Source organism: Weissella bombi (assembly GCF_900094835.1).
Taxonomy (GTDB): Bacteria; Bacillota; Bacilli; order Lactobacillales; family Lactobacillaceae; genus Weissella; species Weissella bombi.
In genome coordinates this window covers 228,561-254,653 of the sequence record NZ_FMAO01000001.1, presented here as the reverse complement: position 1 = coordinate 254,653, position 26,093 = coordinate 228,561, and the positions used below count along the sequence as shown (strand labels likewise).

Here is a 26,093-nt window from a genome sequence, read left to right as displayed (position 1 = left end):
ATTTAATAATTAATATTTATAAATTGCATTTTTTAAAAACCGCCAATTTATCTAATCGGTAAATTGGCGGTTTTTTTATTTTTAATGATAAACCCTTTTACACTAGTTTGGTAAGCGGTTACAATGTAAATAAGAATAAAAGTCATTATTATTGATAACTTCGGAGGGATATATGGTAAAAGCAAGCATCATATTTGATGAAGAACAGCGAGTATTTCATCTAAGAAATAAACAAATTTCTTATGTAATGGGGATTTCAGAAGGCGAAATATTGACGCATTTATATTTTGGACGACGGATTTCAGGGTATCATGGATTAAGAAAATATCCACGTTATGAGCGTGGGCTATCACCTAATTTGGCAGGTACACCGGGGCAAGTTGACCGGATGTATTCAAAGGATGTACTACCACAAGAATTTGCTGGTAATCAAACAGGTGATTTCCGAAGCCCAGCCATTGTTATCAAGGCTGCAAATGGGGCAATGGCAACCGATTTTCGCTATGATTCATATGAAATTTTGACTGGTAAGCCGGAGCTAGATGGATTACCACAAACATATGTTAAGGATGATAGTGAAGCAAAGACATTAGCGATTACGCTTAAAGATAAGACATTACAAGCTCGGGTTATTTTATACTATACAATTTATGCTGAAAGAGCAGTTATTACACGGTCGACACAGGTAATTAATGATAGTGAAGATACTTTTAATATTGAAAAAGTGGCATCGCTACAATTAGACATGCCAAAACAAGATATGGATGTTATTTCGTTCCCTGGATCACAATTCCATGAACGTCAAGTAGAACGTCAAGCACTTCGACAAGGCATTACGGAATTTGGCAGTCGTCGTGGCGCTAGTTCACATCATATGAATCCGTTTGTCATCGCCGCTGATCCAAGTACAACTGAACAAAGTGGTGAAGCTTACGGTATTCAATTGGTTTATTCTGGTAACCATCAATTTACTTTTGAAAAAGATTATATTGATCAGGTCCGTTTGGTAACGGGAATTAATGAAGATGGTTTTAGTTGGCAGTTACAACCTAGTGATAAATTCCAATCACCTGAAGCAATTTTGGTTTATTCTAATGCTGGGTTAAATGGTATGTCACAAACTTACCATCATCTATTGCGAGAACGTGTTGCTCGTGGTCAATATCAGTATCAAGATCGACCAATTGTTATTAACAATTGGGAGGCAACTTATTTTGATTTTAATGCTAAAAAGATTGAAGGCATCCTAGATGAAGCAGCACCGTTGGGCATCGAAATGTTTGTGCTCGATGATGGTTGGTTTGGTCAGCGTGATGATGACAAACGTTCATTAGGGGATTGGTACGAATATACGAGTAAATTAGCAGATGGTGGCGGTTTACGTGGACTAGCTGAAAAGGTGCATGCTAAGAATATGCAATTTGGACTTTGGTTTGAACCTGAAATGATCTCAGAAAATTCAGATTTATATCGCCAACACCCAGATTATGCTTTGCAAATCCCTAATCGACCAATGTCATTGTCTAGAGATCAGTATGTTTTGGACTTTTCACGACCAGAAGTGGTTGAAAATATTTATCAACAAATGACCGCAATTCTTGATCGTGTACCGATTGACTATATTAAGTGGGATATGAATCGTCACATGACGGAAGTCTATTCAGCAGTTTTGTCACCCGAACAGCAAGGCGAAGTTGCACATCGGTATATTCTAGGTGTTTATAGTTTGGTTGACCGTTTGACGACACGCTACCCAGAAATTTTGATGGAAGGTTGCTCAAGTGGTGGTGGTCGTTTTGACGCTGGTATGTTGTACTACTTCCCACAAACGTGGACATCTGATAGTACCGATGCGGCTGAAAGAATTAAGATTCAATATGGCACAACATTTGGTTATCCAGTATCAAATATGACAGCGCATGTGGCGGCAGTACCTAATCCACAGACTCAACGTGGTATGTCACTAAAAACACGCGGCGATGTGGCTAGTTCAGGTGTTTTTGGTTATGAATTAAACGTTCAAGAGCTTACTGAAGCAGAAAAAGAGTTAGTGAAAGAACAGGTTGCTTTCTACAAGGAACATCGTCACTTGATTCAGTTTGGTGATTTTTACCGTCTTAAGAGTCCATTTACGGGTAATGAGGCTGCATGGGAATTTGTTAGTCCTGATGGTAGTGATGTTTTGGTTTATCATTTTAGAATGTTGGCTTCAGGTCAACAACCTTTCACCATTACAAAATTGACGCACTTGATTCCTGATGGTATCTATGTTGATCAGGAAACGGGTGAACGATTTACAGGGGATGAGTTAATGTATGTTGGACGTTATGATGATCCAACCCAGGATGGTGACTATGTTTCACAGGTCCGCAGTTACTATTTAGAGTAAATAACAAAAAATTTTAAATGTTCAAAAAAATTTCCGCTTTTTCTTGTGTGGATGACGTATACTTAACGTGTATTGAATAGTATTTTTTGGGAGGAACAATTAAAAATGCTTAATGCAAAATTAGCACAAGATGTTTGGAAAGATCCTGGTAATAATGTTTCATTTATTGTGTTGCGCTTAAATCAGCAAGATTTGAATGATGAGCAGGAACATGTTGCAACATTTGCTGATATGTCACAAGCAATTATTCGATCAATGCGGATTCGTAATCCACAGTCAGCTTTACAAGTAGCTATCGGTTTTAGTAATCACGCATGGGAATATCTATTTCCCAATGCAAATAAACCGCATGAGTTAGAAACTTATCAAACTTTAACTGGGACTGAATATAGTATGCCAGCTAGTGAAGGTGATATTTTCTTGCATGTTCGGGCTAACGAAGAAGCAGTTGTTTATGAGATTGTCCGACAGTTTATGAAGTTGCTCGCACCTATAACAACGGTAATCGATGAAACAAAAGGATTCCGTTACTTGGAAGGGCGCGCAATTATTGGCTTTATCGATGGTACCGAAGCACCGGCTTTAGAAGATGCAGCTGATTACGCAATTATTGGGGATGAAGATCCAGATTTTGCGAATGGTTCTTATGCTTTTGCTCAAAAGTGGCAGCATGATATGGCTTTTTGGGAAAAGTTAACAGTTGAAACGCAAGAAAAAGCGGTTGGTCGTCATAAATATGATGATATGGAATTAGACGACGATGACAAGATGGTTAACGCCCATAATGTTGCTTCAAAACTTGAAATAGATGGTGAAGAGAAAAAGATTGTGCGGATGAATGTCCCATTTTCAGCCCCAGCTATGGATTATACTGGCACGTATTTCATTGGCTATTCACGCTATTGGGAAGTAACCAAGTTAATGTTACAACAAATGTTAGATCAGTCTGACTTTTTATTGACATTTTCAACTATTTTGAGCGGTCAGTTATTTTTTATTCCATCACGAGATACGTTAGCTGACATTGCTGATGGCAAATTTTTTGAATAATAAAATTAATTAAAAAAATCGGTTTGCACAAATGTAGGTTAATCTACCTAATGTGCAAACCGATTTTTTATGATTTTTAACGTAACTTATCTTGTTTTTTGTCTACGGCAGTATTATGTTCTGAAAAATCAACAGAAACACTACCATTAGCACCGCCGTTGGTATTATGCCAAACAGCATTTGTTTGTGTTTTACCATCAATTTTGGCTATAGTTAAGACAGCCGGTTTACCGTACTTTTTTGTTAAATCGGCCAATGCATCGCCATCGTGTTCCTCAGATTTAGAATCTTCTAAGTTTACAGCGTTATAGGCGGTCATGGTCCATTTTTTGGCAAGATTAATTGTCTTGGAATCTAGTAATGTTTTAGAAGTTAGACGGGCCGTTGCTGTACTTTTTTCTTGGCTCATGAAAGTAAGCGTTACACCAGTGTAATCACCGGCGACATTGTTCCATGAGACGACAGTTAATGTGTGATTACCAGATTTTGTTTTATTTTTTTTGTTAGGACGACCATATTTAGAAACGACTTGTTCGTATGTAGCACCGTTTTTGCCATCTTGATTAAAATCACCAATTTTTAGGTTATCAAATGATTTTTTAGTCCATTTATCTGAACTAATATTACTTTGTGTTGTGGTTGAGCTATTTTGAAAATGGGTTGATACAACGACAATTAAAATAATTGCAATGATACCAAGCACCACGGTTGTAATTTTCTTTTTCATGATATGCAATCTTTCTATATTTTTTTAATATTCTCAACTAAGTATATCATTAAAATAAACTTGGTACTTTGGTGGTTTAAATATTTTATGATGTGGTTATTAAGCGAGTGTTTATGTATAATTTGAATATGAGTTAAATATCATTATTGGAGGTATTTGTAACTATGTCTGTTATAAAAGATACGAGTTATTTACCAGTATTTATTTTAGGCATTTTAACCATTGTTTTTGTGGGGATGTTAGTGATTAGTTTACGACAAAATAAATTTCGTCTACTAAATGGAATTTTAGCTAATTTCTCGATTCTATTTGGTGGGGTAACTGTGTTATTAACCGTAGAATTACTTAATATTCGGTGGTTATCAACGTTAATCTACATTATACTAACGATCATTTTAATACCATTAGCCATTATATATTCTTTGTTGGGGGTATTATTATTGTGGAATGCCTTCACAGTATGGCGTCGTGAGAGTCACACGTTGGGGAATATGCTAACCTTGGTTATCGGTTTGTTAGTTGTTTTTGTTTTGCCAATTATGCGTACAATTGATAGTCATTTGTTGAGCAATCAAGCGGTTGGATTGTACATTACACTAGTTGAACCAGTTATTTTATATCTTGTTTTCTGGTTCTTAGCATTTATCACGTCATTTATTTTAACGCGTTTATACCGACCAAAGTATAATAAGGATTATATTATCGTGTTAGGGGCGGGATTGCTAAATGGCAAGGACGTTTCACCGCTCTTAGCTTCACGTATTCAGGTAGCCTTGAATTTTGCTCAAAAACAGGCCGATAAGAAACAAGCTTATCCTTGGCTCATCTTTTCTGGTGGTCAAGGTGGAGATGAATTACTGCCTGAAGGTGAGGCAATGGCGAGTTATGCGAAAGAGCATGGGGCTAATCCAGAACGAGTTTTAATTGAAAATAAGTCAAAAACTACTTACGAAAACATGCTATTTTCTAAGAAGTTATTGTTGGAAAATGATATTGATTTGACGAATGGCTTATTTGCAACAAGTGACTATCATACATTTAGAGCTGCTGGGTATGCTCGATTAGTTGGTCTAATGATTGATGGTTTGGGAGCGAAAACTAGTCGTTTTTTCATCCCCAATGCATTTATTAGAGAATATATTGCACTATTAGCTAATCATAAAAAGTTCCATATCATCTGCTTAACAGCTATTTTATTAATATCAATTATTAGCTTCGTGGTTGGTAATGGTATTTTCTTATAATTTTAATTTTGAGCAACAGTTTTGTTATAATTAGAAAACTGTTGTTTTTTTATATCAAAAGTGTGTGATATGACTTAAGTTAAGCGCATACATGTTATAATTGACCGTGAATGTTAATAGATAAATTATGGGGGATGAATTATGAAGATTGTTGTTTTAGATGGATTAGCATTAAATCCTGGTGACATTGATTGGCATGTTTTGGATCATTTAGGTGAAGTGGTTGTTTATGATAAAACACCATACGATGATCAAGAAGAAATTATTAACCGTTTAGCTGGTGCAGAGGTTACTTTAGTTAATAAAGTACCGATGACTAAAGAAATTATGGATGCACTACCTGATTTGAAGGTGATTGCAGAGAGCGCAACGGGTTATGACAACGTGGATGTGGACGCTGCTAAAGAGAAGGGCATTGAAGTTATGAATGTGCCAACTTATGGTACCGACGCCGTTGCACAATTTACATTTGCTTTGATTCTAGCGGTTACGAGTCGTGTTAAGCAACATGATGATTTGGTTCATGAGGGAGCATGGCAAAAAGCAGGTCGTTTTTCATTTTGGGATTCACCACTAATCGAATTAAAGGATAAGACACTTGGTTTAGTTGGATTTGGTAAAATTGCACAAGCAGTTGCTAAGATGGCATTAGCTTTCAATATGAAGGTTATTTTCTATAACCACCGTCCTAAGGAAGTGTTTGATGATGCCATTAAACAAGTTGACTTAGAAACAATTTATGCAGAGTCAGATTTTATTAGTTTGCACATTCCTTACACAGCTGAAATGTCAGAATTTATTAATACGGATGTCTTACATAAGATGAAAGATACGGCTGTTTTAATTAATACTGCTCGTGGAAAGTTAATTAATGAAGCTGATTTAACGTCTGCATTAAATGATGGCGAAATTGCTTATGCTGCTTTGGATGTCGCATCACAAGAGCCAATCAATAATGATAATCCACTGTTAACAGCGAAAAATTGTTATTTAACACCACATATTGCGTGGGCACCTCAAGAAACCCGTGAACGATTGTTAAATATTGTCGTAAATAACATTGAAAGTTACTTGTCAGGAAAACCAGTTAACGTTGTAAATGGCTAATAATGATAAATTTCACAATTAAGTAATACGATAGGGGCAAATGATTTTATTTTTCCTTGACCATTAATTGTGAAAGATAGTACAATTAGGGGTTATTAGATTGTTAAATAAATATGCCCATTTTATGAATAAAAGTGGTATATTAGAAATATAATGTACATTAGGAGGTAGGTTAAGTTTATGTCGACGATTAAAGATTTAACGGCAATTGTTGGTAGTCACCATATTGTGACTTCAGCTGCTAAGTCATTGCGGTATCGTAAAGGGTACCGTTCAGGTCAAGGGGATGCCCTAGCGGTAGTTATGCCAGGTACCCTTTTGGAAATGTGGCAAGTATTGAAGGTGTTGCACCGTGATAATATTGTCATTCTTATGCAAGCTTCAAACACTAGTTTGACTGAAGGATCAACACCTACAGGAGAAGGTTATGATCGTGATGTTGTTATTGTTAAGGGAAGCCGTATCAAGGATCTACAATTGATCAACCAAGGTAAGCAAATTCTTGCGTTCCCTGGAACAACATTGGCAAACTTGGAAAAGACTTTGAAGCCTTTGAATCGTGAGCCACACTCAGTTATTGGATCATCAACTCTTGGTGCTTCAGTTATTGGTGGAATTAACAACAATTCAGGTGGTGCTTTGATTCAACGTGGACCAGCATATACTGAATTGGCTTTGTATGCTCGTATTGATGAAAATGACGAACTACACTTGGTTAACCACTTGGGAATTGATCTTGGTAATACACCAGAAGAAATTTTGGATAACCTTGCTAACCGTCGCTTTGATCTAAATAATGTTCCTAACTCAGAAGAACGTGTTGGTCACAACCGTAATTATGAGGAACGTGTGCGTGACGTTGATTCTGATATGCCAACGCGTTACAATGCCGACCCTAAGGGATTGTACGAAGCATCAGGTGCTGCTGGTAAGGTTGCAACATTTGCTGTTCGTTTGGATACTTATCCTTCAGAAGGTGAATTACAAGTGTTCTACATTGGAACAAATTCACCAGCTGTTTTGGAAAAGATGCGTCGTCACATTTTGGCTAACTTTAAAAACCTACCTGTTTCAGGTGAGTACATGCACAAAGAGGCATATGACTTAGCTAAGATTTACGGTAAGGATTCTTTGATGGTTATTGACAAGGTTGGAACTGATATCTTGCCAACAATGTTTGGTATGAAGGCTTCAGCAGAGCGTATTTTGGGTCACATCCCAACGTTTAAGCCATACTTCCCAGACCGTTTCTTGCAACGTGCAGGACACTTGTTCCCTAACCAGTTGCCAAAGCGTATGGAGGACTATGCTAACCGTTTCCAACACTATCTACAATTGAAGATGTCTGGTGAAGGTATTGCCGAAGCTCGTGCATACTTGACTGACTTCTTTAAGGAAGAAGAAGGTGAATTCTTCGAAGCTAATGCTGACGAGACAAACAAGGCTTCATTGCACCGTTATGTAACGGCTTCAGTGCCAATCCGTTACCAAGAATTGCACCAAGACAAGATTGATATCTTGCCAATTGATGTGGCTCTTCGTCGTAATGATGATGACTGGTTTGAAACACTACCAAAGGAAATTGACGATAAGATTGAATACAAACTATACTATGGTCACTTCCTAGATCACGTTATGCACCAAGACTACATTTTGAAGCCAGGTGTTGATGCTCATGAGCTAAAGCAAGAGATGTTGAAGTTGTTCGACAAGCGTGGTGCTATTTACCCTGCTGAGCACAACGTTGGTCACTTGTATGATGCTGCACCATCATTGATTGAACACTACAAGAAGAACGATCCAACTAACAGTTTCAACCCTGGAATTGGTAAGACTTCTATGCGTAAGTGGTGGGAAGAATACTAATCAATCAGTATTAACCGATTAAAATAGTTGTTCATTATTTATAGTAAAATATTTAAGTTGAATAGCTGTTTAAAAGCCGCCGAATTTTTAATGAATTCGGCGGCTTTTAATGTATTGTTTAGGTAATATTAAAACCACATTATGAATAAGTACAAGTATGCCTGAGTATGGTAGTATTAGGGTAATTCGTTTTTAATATTGATTTAAGGAGTTAGAGTATGAAAACTAGAAATATGCTCCAAGGTGTGGTAGTGATAATTTTAGTCGTGGCAGCGATTTACAGCTTATTACCGGAACAACATCGAGCACAACAACAACTTACTCTAGATAATGACAAAATTGTATACCATGGTGGTGTTTTTAAAGACAAATTTAATGGTGTAGGTACAATTAAATTTAAAAATAAAGATCATTATCGTGGTCATTTTGTTGATGGTAAATTTGATGGGCAAGGAAAATTTACCTCTCATGAAAATTGGCAATATCAAGGGCAATTTAAGAATAATTTACCAGATGGTAAGGGTGTGCTAACAACAGATAAGCATAAATATCAGGTTACCTTTAAAAAGGGGGAATTAACCAATGCGCATTAAATGGTTTAGTTTTATCAGAATTGCTGGTTTGCTTTCAGTTTTGACGTATCATTTTTTCCAAAATAGTTATCCCGGTGGTTTTATTGGGGTTGATATTTTCTTTACTTTTTCAGGATTTTTAATCACCGCTTTAATGATTGATGAATTTGCAAAAACACGTCATTTTAAATTAATCAAATTCTATCAACGAAGATTTAATCGTATTGTTCCGCCATTATTATTAGCAATTTTAGTTGTTATGCCGTTTACATATTTAGTGAGTCCTGACTATGTAACAGGTATTGGTAAGCAAATTGCGGCAGCAATGGGTTTTACTACCAATTATTTTGAAATTGCAACTGGTGGTAGTTACGAAAGTAAGTTTATTCCGCATTTATTTGTGCATACATGGTCGTTAGCAGTTGAAATGCATTTCTACATATTGTGGGGATTAATTGTAGCTTGTGTTGTACGATGGATGCATAAATCGAATGGTGATAAAAAAGGAATGGTTGTTTCTTTTAGGGCAATTATTGCCTCAATATCATTAGTATTTGCTCTTGTGAGTGTTATATTAATGGGGTTACGCAGTTTTAATTTAACAGATTATTCGGCCGTTTATTTTTCTAGTTTGACACACTGCTTCCCATTTTTTGTTGGTGCAGTAACGGCTTCATTTACAGGAATTGCAACTGTTCCTAAGCGTTTCCAACAGGCCTTAAGTCGTGCTAGATTCTTGCCAACAATTGTTAGTTTAGTTGTTGCTTTTGTATTTTTAGTCATGTTGGGCTTTGTGATGCATTTTGATAGTCAAGAAACATACTTGGGTGGTATCTTGTTGGCTAGCTTGATAACAGCATTTGCAATTGTAAAAGCTAGAACTTTACATAATTTAACACCGAATATTAACGAGCCTAAATGGGCAACTTTTATTGCTGATATTAGTTACAGTATGTATCTATATCACTGGCCATTATTTGTCATTTTTTCACAACGCATGAATACAATTAGTGCGGTGATAATGACGATTATCATTGGTGTACCTTTTTCAGCCTTATCATATTATATTATTGAGCCACTTTTGGCCGGTAAGCAACCACGCGATATTAAGAATACAGCATTATTAAAACCAATTAAAACAGGGTTAACTGCAGGCGGTGTCATATTATTGGTGATAGCGGTTGTTGTTGTTAAGACTGCCCCTAATTTAACGCAATTGGATCAAAAGTTATGGATTAGTAGTTTATATCAAGCTAGGGATAATATGACAACGAGCAAAACAGTTATTCAGGCAGATATTAAACAACAACAAGCAGCAAAAGATAAACATAAGCAGTCGGCAACAATTCCGAAGGGTGTTTCGATTATTGGTGATAGTGTGACAGCTGGTACGCGAGATTACTTGCAGAAAAATGTTGCTGATAGCACAGTTGATGCAGCTGGTGAACGTACTATGCAACTAGCCTATGATGTAATGATGCGGGCACAAGCAAATCATTTGTTGCGTGAAAATGTTGTACTAAGTATTGGTACAAATGCATTGGCAGGTACTAATGAACAATTAGAAAAACTAATTTATGATTTAAAGCCAGGACATCGTCTTATTTTGGTTACACCATATGATGGGCGTGCTGATGAGACTTGGAATTCATCTAAACTAGCGAAATTTGAGCGTACGTTACCGCAAAAGTATAATTTTATAACGATTGCTGACTGGCAAAATATGGCCCGGAAGCACCCAGAAGTCTTTGAAGGTACGGATGGGGTTCATTTTGCTGGTCGCCATGAAGGTGATGTTATTTATGCACAAACGGTTAATGATGGTTTGAAGGAAGCAGCAAAAACACCAGTAAAAAAGTAGAAAGGATAGGTAAGTAATGAAGAGACGGATTGCGGTATTGTCAGATATTCATGGTAACTTAACGGCCCTAAATGCGGTTGCAGATGATATGATGCAACAGGAAATTAGTGATTGTTGGTTTTTAGGTGATTTGGTAATGCCAGGACCGGCAACGAATGTGTTATTTGATAAACTTAAACAATTAAACACATCTGTATATATTCGTGGTAATTGGGATGATTGTTTTTTAAGAGTTAAAGATCATATCGTTGGTAATCATTTAGATGATCCATCAGATGTGTATATTGGGATGTTGGGTCAATATGTAGCAAAATATATGAACCAATCAAATGAGCAGTCTTTGCGATCATTTCCAATTCATATGATCAAAAATATTAATGGTTTATCAATTAATTTATCGCATAACTTAAATGATTTAAATTCTGGACCTGCTTTATTAGCAGAAGCTGATACAGATCATTTTGATGCCTTGTTTTTAGATAATCATATTGATATTGCTATTTATGGACATGTACATCATCAAATGCTGCGATACAGTAGTCATGATCAACTCATTATTAATCCTGGTTCGATAGGACAACCATTTTTTAAGCATGCAACATTAAATCAGGATCGACGTGCACAATACGCTATTTTAGAAATTGATGATCAAGGCTTAGCAAACGTGACTTTTAGAAAAATTGCGTATGATTTAAGTGAAGAATTAGCACGAGCAAAAGAAGCGGGTGTACCATACACTAATTTGTATCAAGAAATTTTATTTGATGGTGTTGCCCATACACACGATGATGAATTATTGGCTAAAGTAAATCAAAAATTTAATTATGTGAGTCAATTACAGCAATTAATCACACAGTCATAAAATAGTAGGGATAAAAAGCTATGATACAATAAATAATAATAATACAGAAGAATTGAAGAAGGTTTTAAAATGGCAGAATATAACGATGGTTTATTAACAAATCATATGCAAATTCCGTGGGGAGAATTGGCGAATAAAGAATCTCATTTATTAGCAATTAATGCGTCTTTGCGAGAAAAAACGATGATTGTCGGGCGGACAGGGTTAATCATGCTTTCGTGTGGGACTGGTGCTTGGCGTGTTCGAGCTACCATGAATGCCATTTCGCGAGTCTTAAATATTTATTGTTCAGCAGATATTGGATTAACGTCTATTTCGTACACCTGTTTTGATGATGATAATAGCTATACGGAGTCGTTATCGTTAAAGTCAACGGGTGTTAATACCGATAAATTAACAGATATGGAACATTTTGTTCAGATGTTTGAAGATGAAGGGGCATTATTAGAAGTTAAAACAATTCATCAACGATTAGATGAAATTAATAGTAAAAAAGGTAATTATAGGCCTGTTCTATTAGGCCTAGCAGCAGCGTTGGCATGCTGTTCCTTCGTGTTTTTACTAGGTGGTGGTCCAATCGAGATGCTATGTACTTTTTTTGGTGCAGGATTGGGTAATTATACTCGCGCTAAGATGAATGGTAAGCAGTTAACCTTATTTGCAGGGCTAGCAATGGGGGTCGCAGTTGCTTGTTTAACATATTTAGTTGTTTCTCGTAGTTTGGAAGTTTTATTTAATATTAATGTTGCGCATGAGGCTGGGTACATTGGTGCTATGCTTTTTGCCATCCCCGGCTTCCCGTTCATTACTAGTGGGTTAGACATAGCAAAAACGGATATGCGCTCAGGTATGGAGCGCCTTGTTCATGCATTATCAATTATTATCATTGCAACATTAGTCGGCTGGTTGGTTGCATTAGTTAGTGATTTAAAGCCCGACAGCTTTTTGCCAGTTGGTTTGTCACCATTGGTCGTTTGTCTATTACGTATTCCGGCTAGTTTTTGTGGTGTATTTGGCTTTTCGGTTATGTTTAATAGTCCCGTTAAAATGGCTGCAACGGCTGGCCTAATTGGGTCAATCGCCAATACATTACGATTAGAACTTGTTGATTTAACATCTTTACCAGCGCCAGCAGCTGCGTTTATTGGTGCATTAACCGCCGGTATTTTGGCATCGCTGTTCCATAAGAGAATGGGTTATCCACGTATTTCGTTGACGGTGCCAGCAATTGTTATTATGGTACCTGGTTTGTACATGTATAGAGCAATGTATTATCTTGGTATTGGTCATGTTGCAGTGGGTGGACAATGGCTTATTTCAGCAATGATGATTGTCTTATTCTTGCCATTAGGACTGATTGTTGCCCGAATGATCATGGATTCTGATTGGCGTCATGAGCGATAATTAGTCGAAAGGGTTGTATTCTTTCGCAATACAGTTAAGGGGCATCAAGCTATCATTTTAAATGATGGTTTGATGCCCCTTTTATTAATATAAAATTATTTATTTACTAGTTTTTAGGTTACTGTACTTTAACAACAACATCCCCTAAATAATGGCTGAAAGATGCTCGCCAGGTACCAGCAGTTAAGTGCTCTGGTAATAGGAATGTACCACTTGAAACGTGTTGTCCAGCAACTAATTGACGGTTTTGGCTCGCTAATTTAGCAACTAACCATTGTAATGATAGTAGTGGGTTGCCTAATACTTCAGTAGCATTACCAGTTTTAATTTCTTCGTCGTTGTGATACAAAACGGTTGCAACCGCAGCTAACTCATCAGGATTCTTAAAATAGTCCGCAGTTTCAACTTGCTGACCGTAAACAACATAACCACCAACGGCAGCATCAGCAATAACTAAATATTTTGAAAGGCCGGGGAACCAGTCACTAAAGCGTGAATCAGGAACCTCAATAGCCGGTGCAATTAAAGTTTTATTCATTAAATCGGTTAAAGAATCATCAGGTGATAAGTCTTCTTTAGCAGTAAACATGAGTTCAACCTCTGCTAAGGGATCAAGTGTTTGTTCGGAAGTTAATGTTACAGGGCTCTGCTGAAAGTGACTAATAACTTGTGCACCATAAAGAGGTGAATCTGAATCAAACATTTTCTGCGTTTCTTCACTAGTTAAAGAAATCTTGTAGCCACCAATTGACTCAGCTTTTAAAGCCATCAAAGCTTGTTGGACATCATATGCGTCTTTTTCGTTGTCTAATTGATTCGCATAATTGTCTTGTAGCAATGGCTGTTGGTTTGTGTAGGCGTCGTATAAAATTTTCGCAAAATCTTGATTAGTCATAACAAGTACCTCTTTTTAATACGATTAAATAGTTTAGTTAAAATAAAATGAAGATTTGCCTCATTCTTTTTTAATTATTATAACACTTTCAGACGTTTAGTTATGTTATCTAGATGATTAATTAATAAAAAAGCACAGAACTTTTTTGTTCTGTGCTTGTATGAATTATAAGTCTGGAAGACTTTTGTCTCATTCGCTTGTGTTAACGTCGCCATAGATAATTGGTTAATTTATTACTTACAACCGGATTATCCGTGTGAAGACGACTGTGTTGACCGATGTCACCATTAACAACAAATTCTTGATATGATTTAGCGTTATTTGCAACTAAGTAACGGAGTGATTTTACAGATTGAACAGTAACTAGACCGTCTGATTGCGTGCCGTCTTTTAAGTTACCATAAATATTTAACACGCGTGTATCCCTCGGAAAGTCATTTCGGTACCGTAATAAAGCTTGGTATTCGTCGTGAATAACTTTAGGACGACCATCTTCTTGTAATTGGTTGCCATGGGGCTTATCAGTCCAAAGTTTTGCTAGTTTACCAGTAGTAGGCTGATTACGGTGTCCTTTATTTAAAATACCGTTATAAGGTCCAGCAAGTAGGGCCATTTTATTAATTTGTGGTAATCGTGGATTAGCACCCCAGTGCATACTATAATAAGCCCAAGCGTATGCTCCCATTGAATGACCAACGGCGTTAAATTCAGTAATGTTGTACTTGTTTTGTAAGTATTTTACGATGCGGTATAATCCTTGCGCATAACGCACTTCACCAACACGATTATTGTCAAATTGGACTAGAATAATTGGATTGTTATCTTGACCTGTTAGATGTCCTTGAACCTTTAATTGATTATGACGATCAATGTGAATGATCATTTCTTCTGTAACGATTTGCTGTTCAGCAGGCGTCTTAATTAGTGCTTGTTCGGCACGTAAACTACTTGCCCAACCATGCATGAAAATAGTTGGGGTGCTTGACATACGGTAGTTTTTAACAATTTGATTCGTTTGGTGATAAAGGTAAACAATACCCGTTAAACTAATTAACATTAAACTAGCTAAGACAGGGACACCAATTTTAATATACTGTTGATGATGGTCACTTATATGTTGTTGCCATTTTTGATAGTATGTGGTTCCCTTTATTTTTTGTAGAATTACGGCTAATAGAATAGGGACAGTTAGTCCGATAATAATTCTAAAATACCAATTATCGGTAAAAGCTGAAAGTGTCGTAATGTCAAACGCTGCACGGTGATAAAACATAATTGTATCAGTGTGTTTACCAACAAAAGTTAGGGGGATAATGTTACCAATATGTTCAATCGCTTCACAAATAATGAAAACAATCAAACCTAGGATTGGTGGAATAAGTAAAGCCTGTAGACCATTTTGAATATTGGATGATTTCAACCAAAGTACAAAATCTAATTTATCTTGTGCATATAGATAGATTAAAACAATGAAAAATATCGTGGCAACGATAGCATAAGTCACTTTATAAGACCACTTGATTTTGGGAAATACTTTAAAAATATAATGTCCTAATAGCATCCAAAAAGTGGCAAGCAATGAAATTTGTGCATTCCATGGGAAATCGGTGTTACCAAAGAAAGTAATGTCTTGTAGTGCAACACCAAGCATGAATAAACCAATAGCGATTAAGAATTGCCACCAAATGGATTTTGTAATTGATAGCAGAATAGTTGTCATGAAGATAGCTAGCATATAAGTTGTTAGATACCAAAAGACACTCAAGTAGTTATTTAAAGTACTACCACCGTAAATTAATCTCCCAAAATAAGCGAGTGTATAGTCCCAAGATTGCTGTCTAAAAAAATGGCTTAAGATAATTAAAATTGATCCATTTAATAGATAGGCGATTAGTAGTGGTTTGATTTTATGGCCTAATAGATAGCGCCAACCAGTTACATTAAAATTAATCTTTTTTAGGAAAAAACCACCAATCATGAAGAATAATGGCATGTGCCACCAATAAATGGCATTATAGGCAATATCAAGCCCTTTACCGGAAACGTCATTGATAGCATGACCAGTGACGACGGCAATAATACCGAAACATTTTGCATAGTCAACCCAAAGAACTCTGTTGTTACTTTTTTGTTTAGCTTCTGAGGTCATAAAAAGTTGTTTAGCTTCTCCTTTATTTATTATTGCTAAGAAATATAAGTTATCTAACCAAAATAACGCTTTTTTCCAAAAAAAGCTTAAATTAACACGAATATTGACAAAATTTTATAAAAAATACTATATTTTATGCGAAAATATTGGATATTATGTGCTTAAGTAGCGTACGCTTGGTGTGGTATGAATATAATAAACATATAAATATTTAGAATAAATGAATTAGCGAAGGAGCAGGTGAAATGGTCAAATTAATATTAATGCGCCATGGTGAAAGTACGGCTAATATGCAAAATACTTTTACAGGTTGGACAGATGCTACCTTAACGGATAAAGGGCGACAACAGGCGCAGGCAGCAGGAATCGCTTTGGAACAAACAGCAATTCAAATTGATGACGTTCATACATCGATGTTAAAGCGAACTATTATGACAGCTTTAATTGTTTGTGACATTTTAAATATTAATTGGGTGCCCATCTTTAAAACATGGCGGTTAAATGAACGTCATTATGGTGCTTTAGCTGGTTTGGATAAAGATCAGGCACGGCAAAAATATGGTGTTGAACAAGTTGAAAGTTGGCGTCGCGGCTTTACCGATGTACCACCAAAGTTAGCAAAGCAAGAGCATCAGCCAGCTTACGATCGTATTGGTGTCGCAATCCCATTAGCAGAGAGTCTTGAAATGACACAACAGCGCTTGTTGCCATACTGGCAGGAGGCAATTGCACCGAAGTTACAAGATGGTCGTAATGAGTTTATCGTTGCCCATGGTAGTAGTTTACGAGTTTTGATTAAGTATCTAGAACAAGTGCCAGATGATCAGCTGGATCAAATAGATATTCCGAATGGCAAGCCAATTATTTATACACTTGATGAGCAGTTACAAATTGTTGATAAAAAGGTATTAGATTAATTAATGTGAGCATTTTCTAATAAACTTATTGACTTTTCATTTAACGGCATTTACAATATAAGCAACGAAGACGAGGTAAGTAATCAATCCGAAGTTGTTTAGAGAGTTGCGGTTAGGTGGAATGCAATCAATGGGGATGATGAAAATGGCCTTAGAGTGATCGAAATGGCGAGTTTATGATGATAAGTTATTTCCGGGTGCGCCCGTTATTGCGCTAGAGTATTACCGTTTTTAAACGCGTACTTAATTGAGTGTTCAGTTATTAATGAACAGAACTCGGGTGGTAACACGATAATTAGTCGTCCCGTTGTATTACATACATAGTGTGATACAACGGGACTTTTTTATTTGCTATTTTTAATGATAATTGGAGGAGATATAGTTATGAGAAATGGAACGAAATTTGGGGTTGTTGCTGCAACGGCGCTTTTGCTGACTTCAGCAGGGTTGCCTATTGTAACTGCTAGTGCTGATACGAAAAAGACAGTTACAGTTGGTGTGGTTGGTGATACTTCGCGTGAGTTATGGGAACGTATTGGTAAACGGACACAAAAAGAGTACGGTATTAAAATTAAGCTAAAAGAATTTAATGACTATGTTAAACCAAATCAAGCACTGGCGGATGGTAGTTTAGACTTGAATGCCTTTCAAACAAAAATATTCTTTGATGATCAGAATAAAAAATTGGGGAATAAATTAAAGTCAATTGGTAAGACAGTGATTGTACCAATGCGGATGTATTCATTAAAGCTTGATAAAGTTAGTGATATTAAACAAGGTGCCAGCATTGTTGTGCCTAACGATGCAACTAATGAAGCACGTGCACTAGATGTTTTGGTACAGGCTAAGCTAATTAAGTACAATAAAAAAGTAACGGATCCAACGGTTAAGGATATTACTGTAAATCCGAAAAAATTAGATATTAAAGAGGTCGATGCCGGGCAAGCAGTTTCTGCACTGCAAACTGCGGATGCTGGTGTTATCAATGGAAACTTCGCGCATGATGCGCATTTGAAAGACAAGGATATTCTTGTTGAACAAAATCTAAAGAAAAATGCAGCACCATACATTAATTTGATTGCAGCACCAAAAGATAAAGCCAATAAAAAAATCTATAAACAAATTGTAAAAACTTATCAAACAAAGCAAACTAAGGCGGATATTAAAGAGTTATTTGATAATTCACAGTATGCAGCTTGGAATCTAAAATAATGGTTTGAACCTCGTGTTAACGGCACGAGGTTTTTATTATTTATGGGATATTAATAGCAGATTAAAAGTGTAATATTTGACTTAAGTGACAACTTCATGTTTATAATAAGGTTGTCAGTTTTTAAGTTACAGATATGAATTGTAAAAATCGAACAAGTTAAGGAGGAGAGATGACGATGTTTGTTTTAGCAAATTTATTCACTAAAATCCCCCTAGACTCATGGGTTAATGATGGTGTTGACTGGCTAACGAAGCACTTAAGTAGTTTCTTTGATGCTATTCAGAGTGGTGGTAATGCTGTCATGAATACTACGACGGATATATTAACAGCAATTCCGGTATGGTTATTCATTATTGGTATGACCTTAATAGTGGTTGTATTGTCCCATAAAAAATGGGGATTCCCCTTATTTACATTAATTGGGTTACTAATCATTGAAAATCAAGGTCTATGGTCTGATTTGATGAATACTTTCACACTTGTTATCATGGCAAGTTTAATCTCAGTTATTATTGGTGTACCGTTGGGAATTTGGATGGCCAAAAATGAGACGGTTAATAAAATTATTCAACCGATTTTAGACTTTATGCAGACGATGCCAGCCTTTGTCTATTTGATACCGGCAGTTGCGTTCTTTGGTATCGGTGTTGTACCAGGGGTATTTGCCTCAGTTATCTTTGCTTTACCACCAACAGTACGTATGTCGTGCTTAGGAATTAAGCAAGTGCCAACGGACCTAAAGGAAGCAGCTGAGTCGTTTGGTTCAACTGGACGTCAACAATTGTTTAAATTAGAGCTACCTTTAGCTAAAGGAACTATTTTTTCTGGTATTAATCAGACGTTGATGCTTGCACTATCAATGGTTGTGGTGGCTTCAATGATTGGAGCTCCTGGTCTTGGTCGTGGTATTCTATCAGCTGTTCAAGATGCTGATGTTGGTAAGGGATTTGTTAATGGAATTTCATTAGTAGTTTTGGCTATTATCATGGATCGATTAACACAAAAAATTAATCAAACACCTAAGCAAAAAGCAGAAACGCCTAAGCATCATTGGAAGGGCTGGACCGTACTGGCGTCAGTCATTATTATGGCAGGAACTGGTATTGTAACAACGATTACTTCAGCTAGTTCGCAAAAAGAAACCATTAAGATTGCTTATGTGCAATGGGATTCTGAGGTTGCCTCAAGTAACGTATTAGCACAAGCATTACGTCAACATGGTTATGATGTGGAGATGACATCATTAGATAATGCGATTGTTTGGCAATCAGTTGCGAACGGCGAAGCGGATGTTTCTGTTTCATCTTGGTTACCAACTACCCATGCGGCACAATACAAGAAGTATAAAGACCAATTGGATTTGTTAGGACCTAATTTGAAGGGTGCAACAAACGGATTGACCGTACCAACGTATATGGATGTTAATAGTATCGAAGATTTGCAAAACCAAGCCGGTAAGCAAATTACGGGTATTGAACCTGGTGCTGGTATTTCTAAGCTAGCCAAGGATACTATTAAAGCATATGGATTAGATAAGAAGGGTTGGAAGCTTTCTGAATCGTCAACTGGTGCTATGACAGTTGCTTTGGATAAGGCAATCAAGGCTAAACAAGAAATTATTGTAACTGGTTGGCAGCCACATTGGATGTTCCAGAAATATGATTTGAAGTATTTGAAGGATCCTAAGAAGACGATGGGTAGTGAAGAATCAATTAACACCATTGTTCGTAAGGGATTGAAGGAAGATAAGCCAGATGCTTATAAGGCGCTAGATAAGTTCCATTGGACTAAGGAAGATATGTCTAGTGTTATGCTTGACATGGATGATGGTAAGTCACCTAAGCAAGCTGCTAATAAGTGGATTAAGAATCATCAATCACAAGTGAATAGTTGGTTTAAATAATTAGCATTTGCTTAAGATAAAAAGGCCTGGTAGTTACTGATTTAACAGTAGCTGCCAGGTCTTTTAGTTGTTTAAATTAATCAATTGAAATACGATGATTATTTGTTGTTTCAGATTTTGGTAGAGTTACTTGTAAAACACCATCTGATACTTTAGCGGTAATTTTATTAAAATCAACACCCGGTAAGTAGTAGCTACGTTGAATGTGTCCCGCAGAACGTTCTTGAGTTAATACGTTACCTTGATCATCTTTATCAGTTTTAGAAGCTTGTTTTGTAGCAGAAATCGTTAACGTATCACCCTGATAGCTTAAATTAATATCATCCTTATTAATTCCAGGAACATCAACTGATACTTCATAATGATTGTCTGAATCCACAACATCACTCTTTAACTGTTGAGCAAATGGTGTTAGATGATTAAAATCATTGAAGAAGTGATCCCAATCGTGAAACATACCATTGAATCGATTTGATAACTCATTTGCCATAATAATAACCTCCAAACTAGTTTAATCTTTATAAAAGTTAAGCATTAATAGTTTTAACCTAACCTTTATCTTTATTGTAGTAGCTAAATTTGAGATTTTCAAGAGTTATTTTGGATAATATAAATTAAAATAAAACATGTTACAATGGTAGTTGTTGATAAAGATTATTTAATCAATTTAGTTGATAATGCACAATATGGGGGGAACTTAATGACAATTAAGCTTGTTGCACTGGATGTAGATGATACACTGTTAAATTCACAGGGACATATTTTGGCAAGTACTAAATATGCATTACAAAATTTACTAGAAGAAGGTGTGAAGGTTGTTTTATGTTCAGGACGGCCGTTAAGAGGGATTCAACCGTTTTTAAACGAATTAGGTATTAGTGGTGCTGATCAATATGCGATTACATATAACGGTAGTGTTATTGAATCATTAGCTGGAGATATTTTGTTACAAAAAGGACTATCGAATGATGAATATCGGCACATCGATGCTTATGCAAATGAACAACATATTCAGTATTATGTATTAGACCAGGATGGGGAGGTCTATACAAGTAATCATGATGTGAGTCGGATTGCGGTTATTCAAGCTTGGGAAAATGATGCTGGTATTTTTATTAGAACACCAGACGAATTAGCAGATGATTTTACAATCGTTAAAGCTGCATTTGTTGGTGAAAAGGCAGCTTTGGATAAAGTTGAAGACGGTGTGCATGCTGCGTTTGCTGATAAAAATTATGTCGTTAGAGCCGCAGATAATTTTTTGGAAGTTATGCATCAGTCTGTCAATAAAGGTAATGGGTTAACACAACTAACTGGAAAATTAGGTATTTCCCCAGCAGAAGTCATGGTATTTGGTGATGAGAAAAATGACATTCCGATGTTTGATTTTGCTGGTCAGGCGGTTGCTATGGGAAACGGCTCAGCAGCAGCTAAAGCACATGCTGACTATGTGACTGATTCTAATGATGAAGATGGTATTGCTAATGCATTGCAAAAACTAGTGTTTAAAAAATAATATTGCGCAAAATAAAAAGGGCGTCAATCTACCAAGTTTGGTTAGATTAACGCCCTTTAACTATCTAATACGTTGAATTTGGTTGTAGAACGACTGCTTTGATAGGAGCAGGTTGCTCAGTTACTTTTGCTTCTTTCTTTTTTTGAATGTCATTTATGGTGTCATAATAACCGGCTAATGTTAAGTATATATATGGCATAACATAGAAACTAGCCAATCCCAAAGTAACACCGATTAGCAAAAACCACCAAAAGAAACTAAGATGCATTACGAAAAGTTCCCAACGATGACCTTTCATCAACTCACGCGATTTAGCAACTAACTTAAATCCTTTTGTTGAAGGATCATCTAAACCGACAAAGGGGATGAAAATGTACTTATACTGTTTCATCAGGTAAATAATAACAAAGACGGCAAATACGATAAAGCTGATGATAAAACTTACTACAAGGAATGTCGGTATGCTTATGTTGCTTAGAGCATACAGAGTCATTGTAATACTTGATAATCCGACACCTAAGTGACCAAAACTGATTAATAAGGCCCAACCAATTAAGAAAAGAAATGTCATCCAGATGCTTAACCAGATAGTCTTTTGCCATTTTTTTGTGAGATATGTTTTAAACCATGACTCTACAGGTTTGGCGGTAGTAGTTTCATCACGCATTTGCTTTAATGATTGATATTCGGCTACATAAATAGTGTATGCGGTGATAATTGCAAAGATAAGACTAAATAGTGCCTCAAACAACGCCTGACCAGTCGATGTCTCATTTTGCCCTGTAGTAACACTTGTCGTAGCATAAGAATAGATAAATATAATATAAATAACAATCATCCAAGGAGCAATTAAGCCGACGTTTCCCCATAAATCTCTGTGTAGAACATCCTTAGCGTGACGTTTAATTTTTTTACGTATTGCTTTACGGTCATATGTCTGATCCATAGTAATTACCTCCTCATGATATAAACCTTACTATATTAATAGGGTAACATAGGTAAAGTATGAATGCATTTAAGACGGTTTACATTTAAATTCAATATAAAACGACATTCAAATTACCATTTTATGGGTAGCTTGAATGCCGTTTAATTACTAATTAGCGTAATCACCAACTTCATAGACCATATCGTAGAACATGTTAGTAAGTTCTGGATTTTGGTGGTCAAAACTTGGTGCGTTAGTATCTAAATCCTTGATTTGGGCCATTTCGTCATCCGTTAAGGTGAAGTCAAAGACATCGATATTGTCAGCCATGTGTGCAGGGTTAACTGACTTTGCAACTGTTACAAATCCTTGTTGTGTAATCCAACGTAAGATAACTTGTGCGACTGACTTATGATGTGCATCACCGATACGTTGTAACGTTTCATTTTGGAAAATGTTGTCACGACCTTCAGCTAGAGGAGCCCAAGCTTCTAGTTGGACATCAAACTTAGGTAACCAATCCTGTGCTAATGTTTGTTGCATCAAAGGATTGAATTCAATTTGATTGATAACTGGTTTTGGCCAGTTGCGTAGCTCAACTTCACGCATAAATTCAACAAATTTTGCGGGATAGAAGTTTGAAATACCAATTGACTTAATTTTTCCAGCAGCTTGCGCGTCAACTAAAGCTTGGTATGATCCATAAACATCCCCATAAGGTTGGTGTAGTAAATAAAGGTCAATGTAATCAAGCCCAAGTTTATTTAGTGAGTCATCAATTGCAGCGGCCGTTTGTTCATAACCATATTCGTTATAAATAACTTTTGTCGTTACAAATAAGTCTTCGCGTGAAACTAAACCTCCACTAATTGCTTCGTTAATTCCAGCACCAGTTTCAGTTTCATTGAAGTAGGCACGGGCAGTATCAATTGAACGATAACCTGCTTTAATAGCATCCAAGACAGCTTGCTTGGTTTCTTCGGGTTTGATTTCGAAAACACCAAAACCAAGTTGTGGCATACGAGTACCATTATTTAATGTTGTATAATCCATGTGTGATAACCCTCTTTCTTTAAATGGTAACTTTAGTATAGTGGTAAATCACTATCATGTATAATAGTTATAATGGATATTTATTTATGCAAATGAAGTATACACATGGAACTACGTATTTTAAAGTATTTTGTCACAATTGCTACGGAAGGTACATTCTTAGGAGCCGCTGAAATTTTACATGTTTCGCAGTCAACACTTTCAAGGCAAATTCAAACCTTGGAAGAAGAGGTTGGAAAAACATTATTTGAAAGAAGTAAACAAGGGGTGACATTAACTGAAAGTGGTCGTTATTTACTTGATCGAGCTAAAGAAATCTTGACTATGACCTCGCAAACAGTTAATACCTTACAGTCAAATGAAATTGTGACGGGGCGTATCACAGTTGCAGCTGGTGAAAATACGAGTGGTCAATTAATTGCAGCCGTATTTCGAACGTTACTGGATCAATATCCAACTATTCAAGTCGACTTAGTGTCGGCAACAGCAGATAGTGTATTATATGGACTACAACATGGTTTATTTGATTTTGGTGTTGTTTCATCCCCACAGATTAATAATGAATATGAACGCTTAGATTTACCAGTTGCTGATCGTTGGGGTGTTGTCGTACCCAATAATCATCGACTAGCAACGTATCGAACGGTCATACCAGAAAACTTAATTGGTGAACGCTTGTTGATATCAAGACAAGATGATGTTTTACAGCAGGTAAAAGATTGGGCACAAAATCATTTTGAAGAACTAACCATAAGTGGCTTTTATGATATGTATTACAGTATGCACGTGCAAGTTGTCGCAAATGTGGGTGTTGCCATAACCTTTGACAAGCCAGAATATCATGAGCCTAACCATAAGTTAACGTTTATTCCATTAAGAAGTAATCAAATAATTAAAACGAAATTAATCTGGAAGCGTGAACGACTCCAAACACAATTGGCAAACCAATTTTTAAAAGAGATGCGGTTGCTTTTGGGTGAGTGCTGAAAGAGACATTTTAGTGGCAAAAAAAGCTGACTACCGTTTAAAGAGGTAAATACAAAAGCATATGTCGTGTCCTGACTAGTGTTACGTTGTATATTTGCCTAGTATTTAATTGTGAATTTTTAATTTGCCCGATATCATAATAGATATAGAGGGGGATTTTATAATGAATTCAGATATTAAATTGGTGGCAGTTGATATTGATGGGACATTTATGCGTGACGATTATACGTATGATGAGGCAGCCTTTAAAAAGGTGTTATCGGTAATGGCTAAAGTTGGTTGTCAATTTGTAGTGGCTAGTGGTAATCAGTACTACCAACTAATCTCGCATTTTCCCAGTTTTGCTGATCAATTAAGTTATGTTGCTGAGAATGGAGCATTAGTAACGGATCATTCAGAGATAATTTTTAAGGCGTCGATTTCTAATGATATTGTTAACAAGGTATCAGAAATATGTGCTGATTATCCTGAAATTAAAAATGTGATGTGTGGTGTTAAGAGCGCTTACTGTGAACGCGGAACAGTTGATGATGATTTTTTTGCGTTAACTAATCATTATTATCCAAAATTACAGTGGGTTGATGACTTTAAAGATGTGGATGATCAAATTTTAAAGTTTGCACCTACTGTGCCAGAAGAAAAGACGCAGGCATACTATGAGATGTTTAAAAAGCGTTTAGCTGGTCTACTAGTGCCTACTACGAGTGGTCATGGGTCAATTGACTTAATTATTCCTGGATGTCATAAGGCAACCGGTTTGAAGCGGTTAGTTGAACGTTGGCAAATTACACCGGGACAGTGCGTTGCGTTTGGGGATGGTCAGAATGATATTGAGATGTTGCAATATTGTGGTACAGGATATGCCATGGCCAATGCAACAGACGAAGTAAAAGCAGCAGCTGATCAAATTTGTTTATCAAATAATGATGACGGCGTTGTTAGAAAATTGGAAGAATTATTTTAGGTAATTAAATTAGACCTTAGGCGTTAAATTCTGGATGGGTTTAACGCCTTTTTTATTAGCAATATAAGCAATAATTTTTGAAAGCGCTTTTATAAAAGTTAGACAAGGATGAATATTTATGAAAAAATAATGGAGTAATAATAAGTAAGTTTAATCACAAAGAGATTTTTGGGGGGATTTAATGTATTTGCAACAAAAACCTATGTATCACACATGGGAAGATTTATGGACAAAGTCATATCAATCGCAATATTTTATGGCGAATAACACAACTGTTGATGAAAATTCTGATTGGTCGTTAAGTGAACGGCAATTGTTTACACAGTCAAACGGTAGAACATTGTTAGGCAAGATACGAAAGGTAGGCTGCATTTTGTTAGTACGCCACATGAAAAGATTTATGCAGTTCCTTCACGTGAAGAAGATTTAGGAGGTCAATTTAGAGGGAATATTGGTCAATATTATCAAAATGATGTGGCGCTATTT

The 26,093-nt window shown here is 36.3% G+C and carries 22 protein-coding genes and 1 other annotated feature; of the genes, 16 read left to right on the top strand and 6 right to left on the bottom strand.

The window, feature by feature from the left end; all coding sequences use genetic code 11:
* Positions 1-172 precede the first annotated feature (172 nt).
* Positions 173-2,389, top strand: coding sequence for an alpha-galactosidase (locus GA0061074_RS01230; RefSeq protein WP_092461289.1), 2,217 nt, complete (start codon positions 173-175; stop codon positions 2,387-2,389).
* Positions 2,390-2,494: 105 nt separating this feature from the next.
* On the top strand, positions 2,495-3,439 hold the full coding sequence (locus GA0061074_RS01225; protein ID WP_092461288.1) for a Dyp-type peroxidase: 945 nt from the start codon (positions 2,495-2,497) through the stop codon (positions 3,437-3,439).
* A gap of 76 nt (positions 3,440-3,515) precedes the next feature.
* Here GA0061074_RS01225 and GA0061074_RS01220 read toward each other — a convergent pair whose 3' ends face one another.
* Positions 3,516-4,166, bottom strand: coding sequence for a DUF3862 domain-containing protein (locus GA0061074_RS01220; protein ID WP_092461287.1), 651 nt, complete (start codon positions 4,164-4,166; stop codon positions 3,516-3,518).
* 164 nt (positions 4,167-4,330) lie between these two features.
* Here GA0061074_RS01220 and GA0061074_RS01215 point away from each other — a divergent pair, with 164 nt between their 5' ends.
* The 7 genes from GA0061074_RS01215 to GA0061074_RS01185 all read left to right on the top strand — a co-directional run bounded on the left by GA0061074_RS01215 (position 4,331) and on the right by GA0061074_RS01185 (position 13,082).
* Positions 4,331-5,410, top strand: a complete 1,080-nt coding sequence (locus tag GA0061074_RS01215) for a YdcF family protein (protein WP_092461286.1) — start codon at positions 4,331-4,333, stop codon at positions 5,408-5,410.
* A 141-nt stretch (positions 5,411-5,551) separates the two neighbouring features.
* The gene (locus GA0061074_RS01210) at positions 5,552-6,517 is read left to right on the top strand and encodes a D-2-hydroxyacid dehydrogenase (protein WP_092461285.1); all 966 of its coding nucleotides are present in this window, start codon (positions 5,552-5,554) and stop codon (positions 6,515-6,517) included.
* Positions 6,518-6,697: 180 nt separating this feature from the next.
* Positions 6,698-8,383 (top strand): D-lactate dehydrogenase, encoded by a 1,686-nt coding sequence (gene dld / locus GA0061074_RS01205; protein WP_092461284.1) that lies wholly within the window; start codon positions 6,698-6,700, stop codon positions 8,381-8,383.
* A gap of 218 nt (positions 8,384-8,601) precedes the next feature.
* Complete coding sequence (locus GA0061074_RS01200) at positions 8,602-8,976, top strand: MORN repeat-containing protein (protein WP_092461283.1); 375 nt, start codon at positions 8,602-8,604, stop codon at positions 8,974-8,976.
* Entirely contained in the window at positions 8,966-10,816 is a 1,851-nt protein-coding gene (locus tag GA0061074_RS01195) for an acyltransferase family protein (protein WP_092461282.1), read from the top strand. The genes GA0061074_RS01200 and GA0061074_RS01195 overlap by 11 nt, the downstream gene beginning before the upstream one ends.
* A gap of 16 nt (positions 10,817-10,832) precedes the next feature.
* Positions 10,833-11,678 carry a metallophosphoesterase family protein gene (locus GA0061074_RS01190; protein ID WP_092461281.1) on the top strand — a complete coding sequence of 282 codons (846 nt, stop codon included), beginning with the start codon at positions 10,833-10,835 and terminating at the stop codon, positions 11,676-11,678.
* Between the two features lie 69 nt (positions 11,679-11,747).
* Positions 11,748-13,082, top strand: a complete 1,335-nt coding sequence (locus GA0061074_RS01185; protein ID WP_092461280.1) for a threonine/serine exporter family protein — start codon at positions 11,748-11,750, stop codon at positions 13,080-13,082.
* Positions 13,083-13,200: 118 nt separating this feature from the next.
* Here the strand turns inward: GA0061074_RS01185 and GA0061074_RS01180 are convergent, their stop codons facing one another.
* Both GA0061074_RS01180 and GA0061074_RS01175 read right to left on the bottom strand, forming a co-directional pair.
* Positions 13,201-13,977: a 2-keto-4-pentenoate hydratase gene (locus GA0061074_RS01180; protein ID WP_092461279.1), complete on the bottom strand. Its 777-nt coding sequence runs from the start codon at positions 13,975-13,977 to the stop codon at positions 13,201-13,203.
* A gap of 202 nt (positions 13,978-14,179) precedes the next feature.
* Entirely contained in the window at positions 14,180-16,126 is a 1,947-nt protein-coding gene (locus GA0061074_RS01175) for an alpha/beta hydrolase (RefSeq protein ID WP_092461278.1), read from the bottom strand.
* A gap of 245 nt (positions 16,127-16,371) precedes the next feature.
* Between GA0061074_RS01175 and GA0061074_RS01170 the strand changes: the two genes are divergently transcribed.
* The 3 genes from GA0061074_RS01170 to GA0061074_RS01160 all read left to right on the top strand — a co-directional run bounded on the left by GA0061074_RS01170 (position 16,372) and on the right by GA0061074_RS01160 (position 20,159).
* Entirely contained in the window at positions 16,372-17,043 is a 672-nt protein-coding gene (locus GA0061074_RS01170; RefSeq protein ID WP_092461277.1) for a 2,3-bisphosphoglycerate-dependent phosphoglycerate mutase, read from the top strand.
* Positions 17,044-17,101: 58 nt separating this feature from the next.
* Positions 17,102-17,353: a binding site (T-box leader), on the top strand.
* A 74-nt stretch (positions 17,354-17,427) separates the two neighbouring features.
* On the top strand, positions 17,428-18,255 hold the full coding sequence (locus tag GA0061074_RS01165; RefSeq protein ID WP_092461276.1) for a MetQ/NlpA family ABC transporter substrate-binding protein: 828 nt from the start codon (positions 17,428-17,430) through the stop codon (positions 18,253-18,255).
* A gap of 170 nt (positions 18,256-18,425) precedes the next feature.
* On the top strand, positions 18,426-20,159 hold the full coding sequence (locus tag GA0061074_RS01160) for an ABC transporter permease/substrate binding protein (RefSeq protein WP_092461275.1): 1,734 nt from the start codon (positions 18,426-18,428) through the stop codon (positions 20,157-20,159).
* 76 nt (positions 20,160-20,235) lie between these two features.
* On the opposite strand, the gene GA0061074_RS01155 is transcribed toward GA0061074_RS01160, so the two are convergent.
* Positions 20,236-20,649 carry an Hsp20/alpha crystallin family protein gene (locus GA0061074_RS01155; protein ID WP_092461274.1) on the bottom strand — a complete coding sequence of 138 codons (414 nt, stop codon included), beginning with the start codon at positions 20,647-20,649 and terminating at the stop codon, positions 20,236-20,238.
* A gap of 210 nt (positions 20,650-20,859) precedes the next feature.
* Here GA0061074_RS01155 and GA0061074_RS01150 point away from each other — a divergent pair, with 210 nt between their 5' ends.
* Positions 20,860-21,675 carry a Cof-type HAD-IIB family hydrolase gene (locus tag GA0061074_RS01150; protein ID WP_092461273.1) on the top strand — a complete coding sequence of 272 codons (816 nt, stop codon included), beginning with the start codon at positions 20,860-20,862 and terminating at the stop codon, positions 21,673-21,675.
* A 64-nt stretch (positions 21,676-21,739) separates the two neighbouring features.
* Here the strand turns inward: GA0061074_RS01150 and GA0061074_RS01145 are convergent, their stop codons facing one another.
* On the bottom strand, positions 21,740-22,621 hold the full coding sequence (locus GA0061074_RS01145) for a DUF975 family protein (protein WP_092461272.1): 882 nt from the start codon (positions 22,619-22,621) through the stop codon (positions 21,740-21,742).
* Between the two features lie 150 nt (positions 22,622-22,771).
* Positions 22,772-23,656, bottom strand: a complete 885-nt coding sequence (locus tag GA0061074_RS01140; protein ID WP_092461271.1) for an aldo/keto reductase — start codon at positions 23,654-23,656, stop codon at positions 22,772-22,774.
* Positions 23,657-23,761: 105 nt separating this feature from the next.
* On the opposite strand from GA0061074_RS01140, the gene GA0061074_RS01135 reads away from it, so the two are divergent.
* The 3 genes from GA0061074_RS01135 (at position 23,762) to GA0061074_RS09200 (ending at position 26,037) form a co-directional block, all read left to right on the top strand.
* The gene (locus GA0061074_RS01135) at positions 23,762-24,643 is read left to right on the top strand and encodes a LysR family transcriptional regulator (RefSeq protein ID WP_092461270.1); all 882 of its coding nucleotides are present in this window, start codon (positions 23,762-23,764) and stop codon (positions 24,641-24,643) included.
* Between the two features lie 163 nt (positions 24,644-24,806).
* A complete protein-coding gene (locus GA0061074_RS01130) occupies positions 24,807-25,607 on the top strand; it encodes a Cof-type HAD-IIB family hydrolase (RefSeq protein ID WP_092461269.1) in 801 nt (266 codons plus the stop codon).
* A 181-nt stretch (positions 25,608-25,788) separates the two neighbouring features.
* Positions 25,789-26,037 carry a hypothetical protein gene (locus GA0061074_RS09200; RefSeq protein WP_208855577.1) on the top strand — a complete coding sequence of 83 codons (249 nt, stop codon included), beginning with the start codon at positions 25,789-25,791 and terminating at the stop codon, positions 26,035-26,037.
* Positions 26,038-26,093 lie beyond the last annotated feature (56 nt).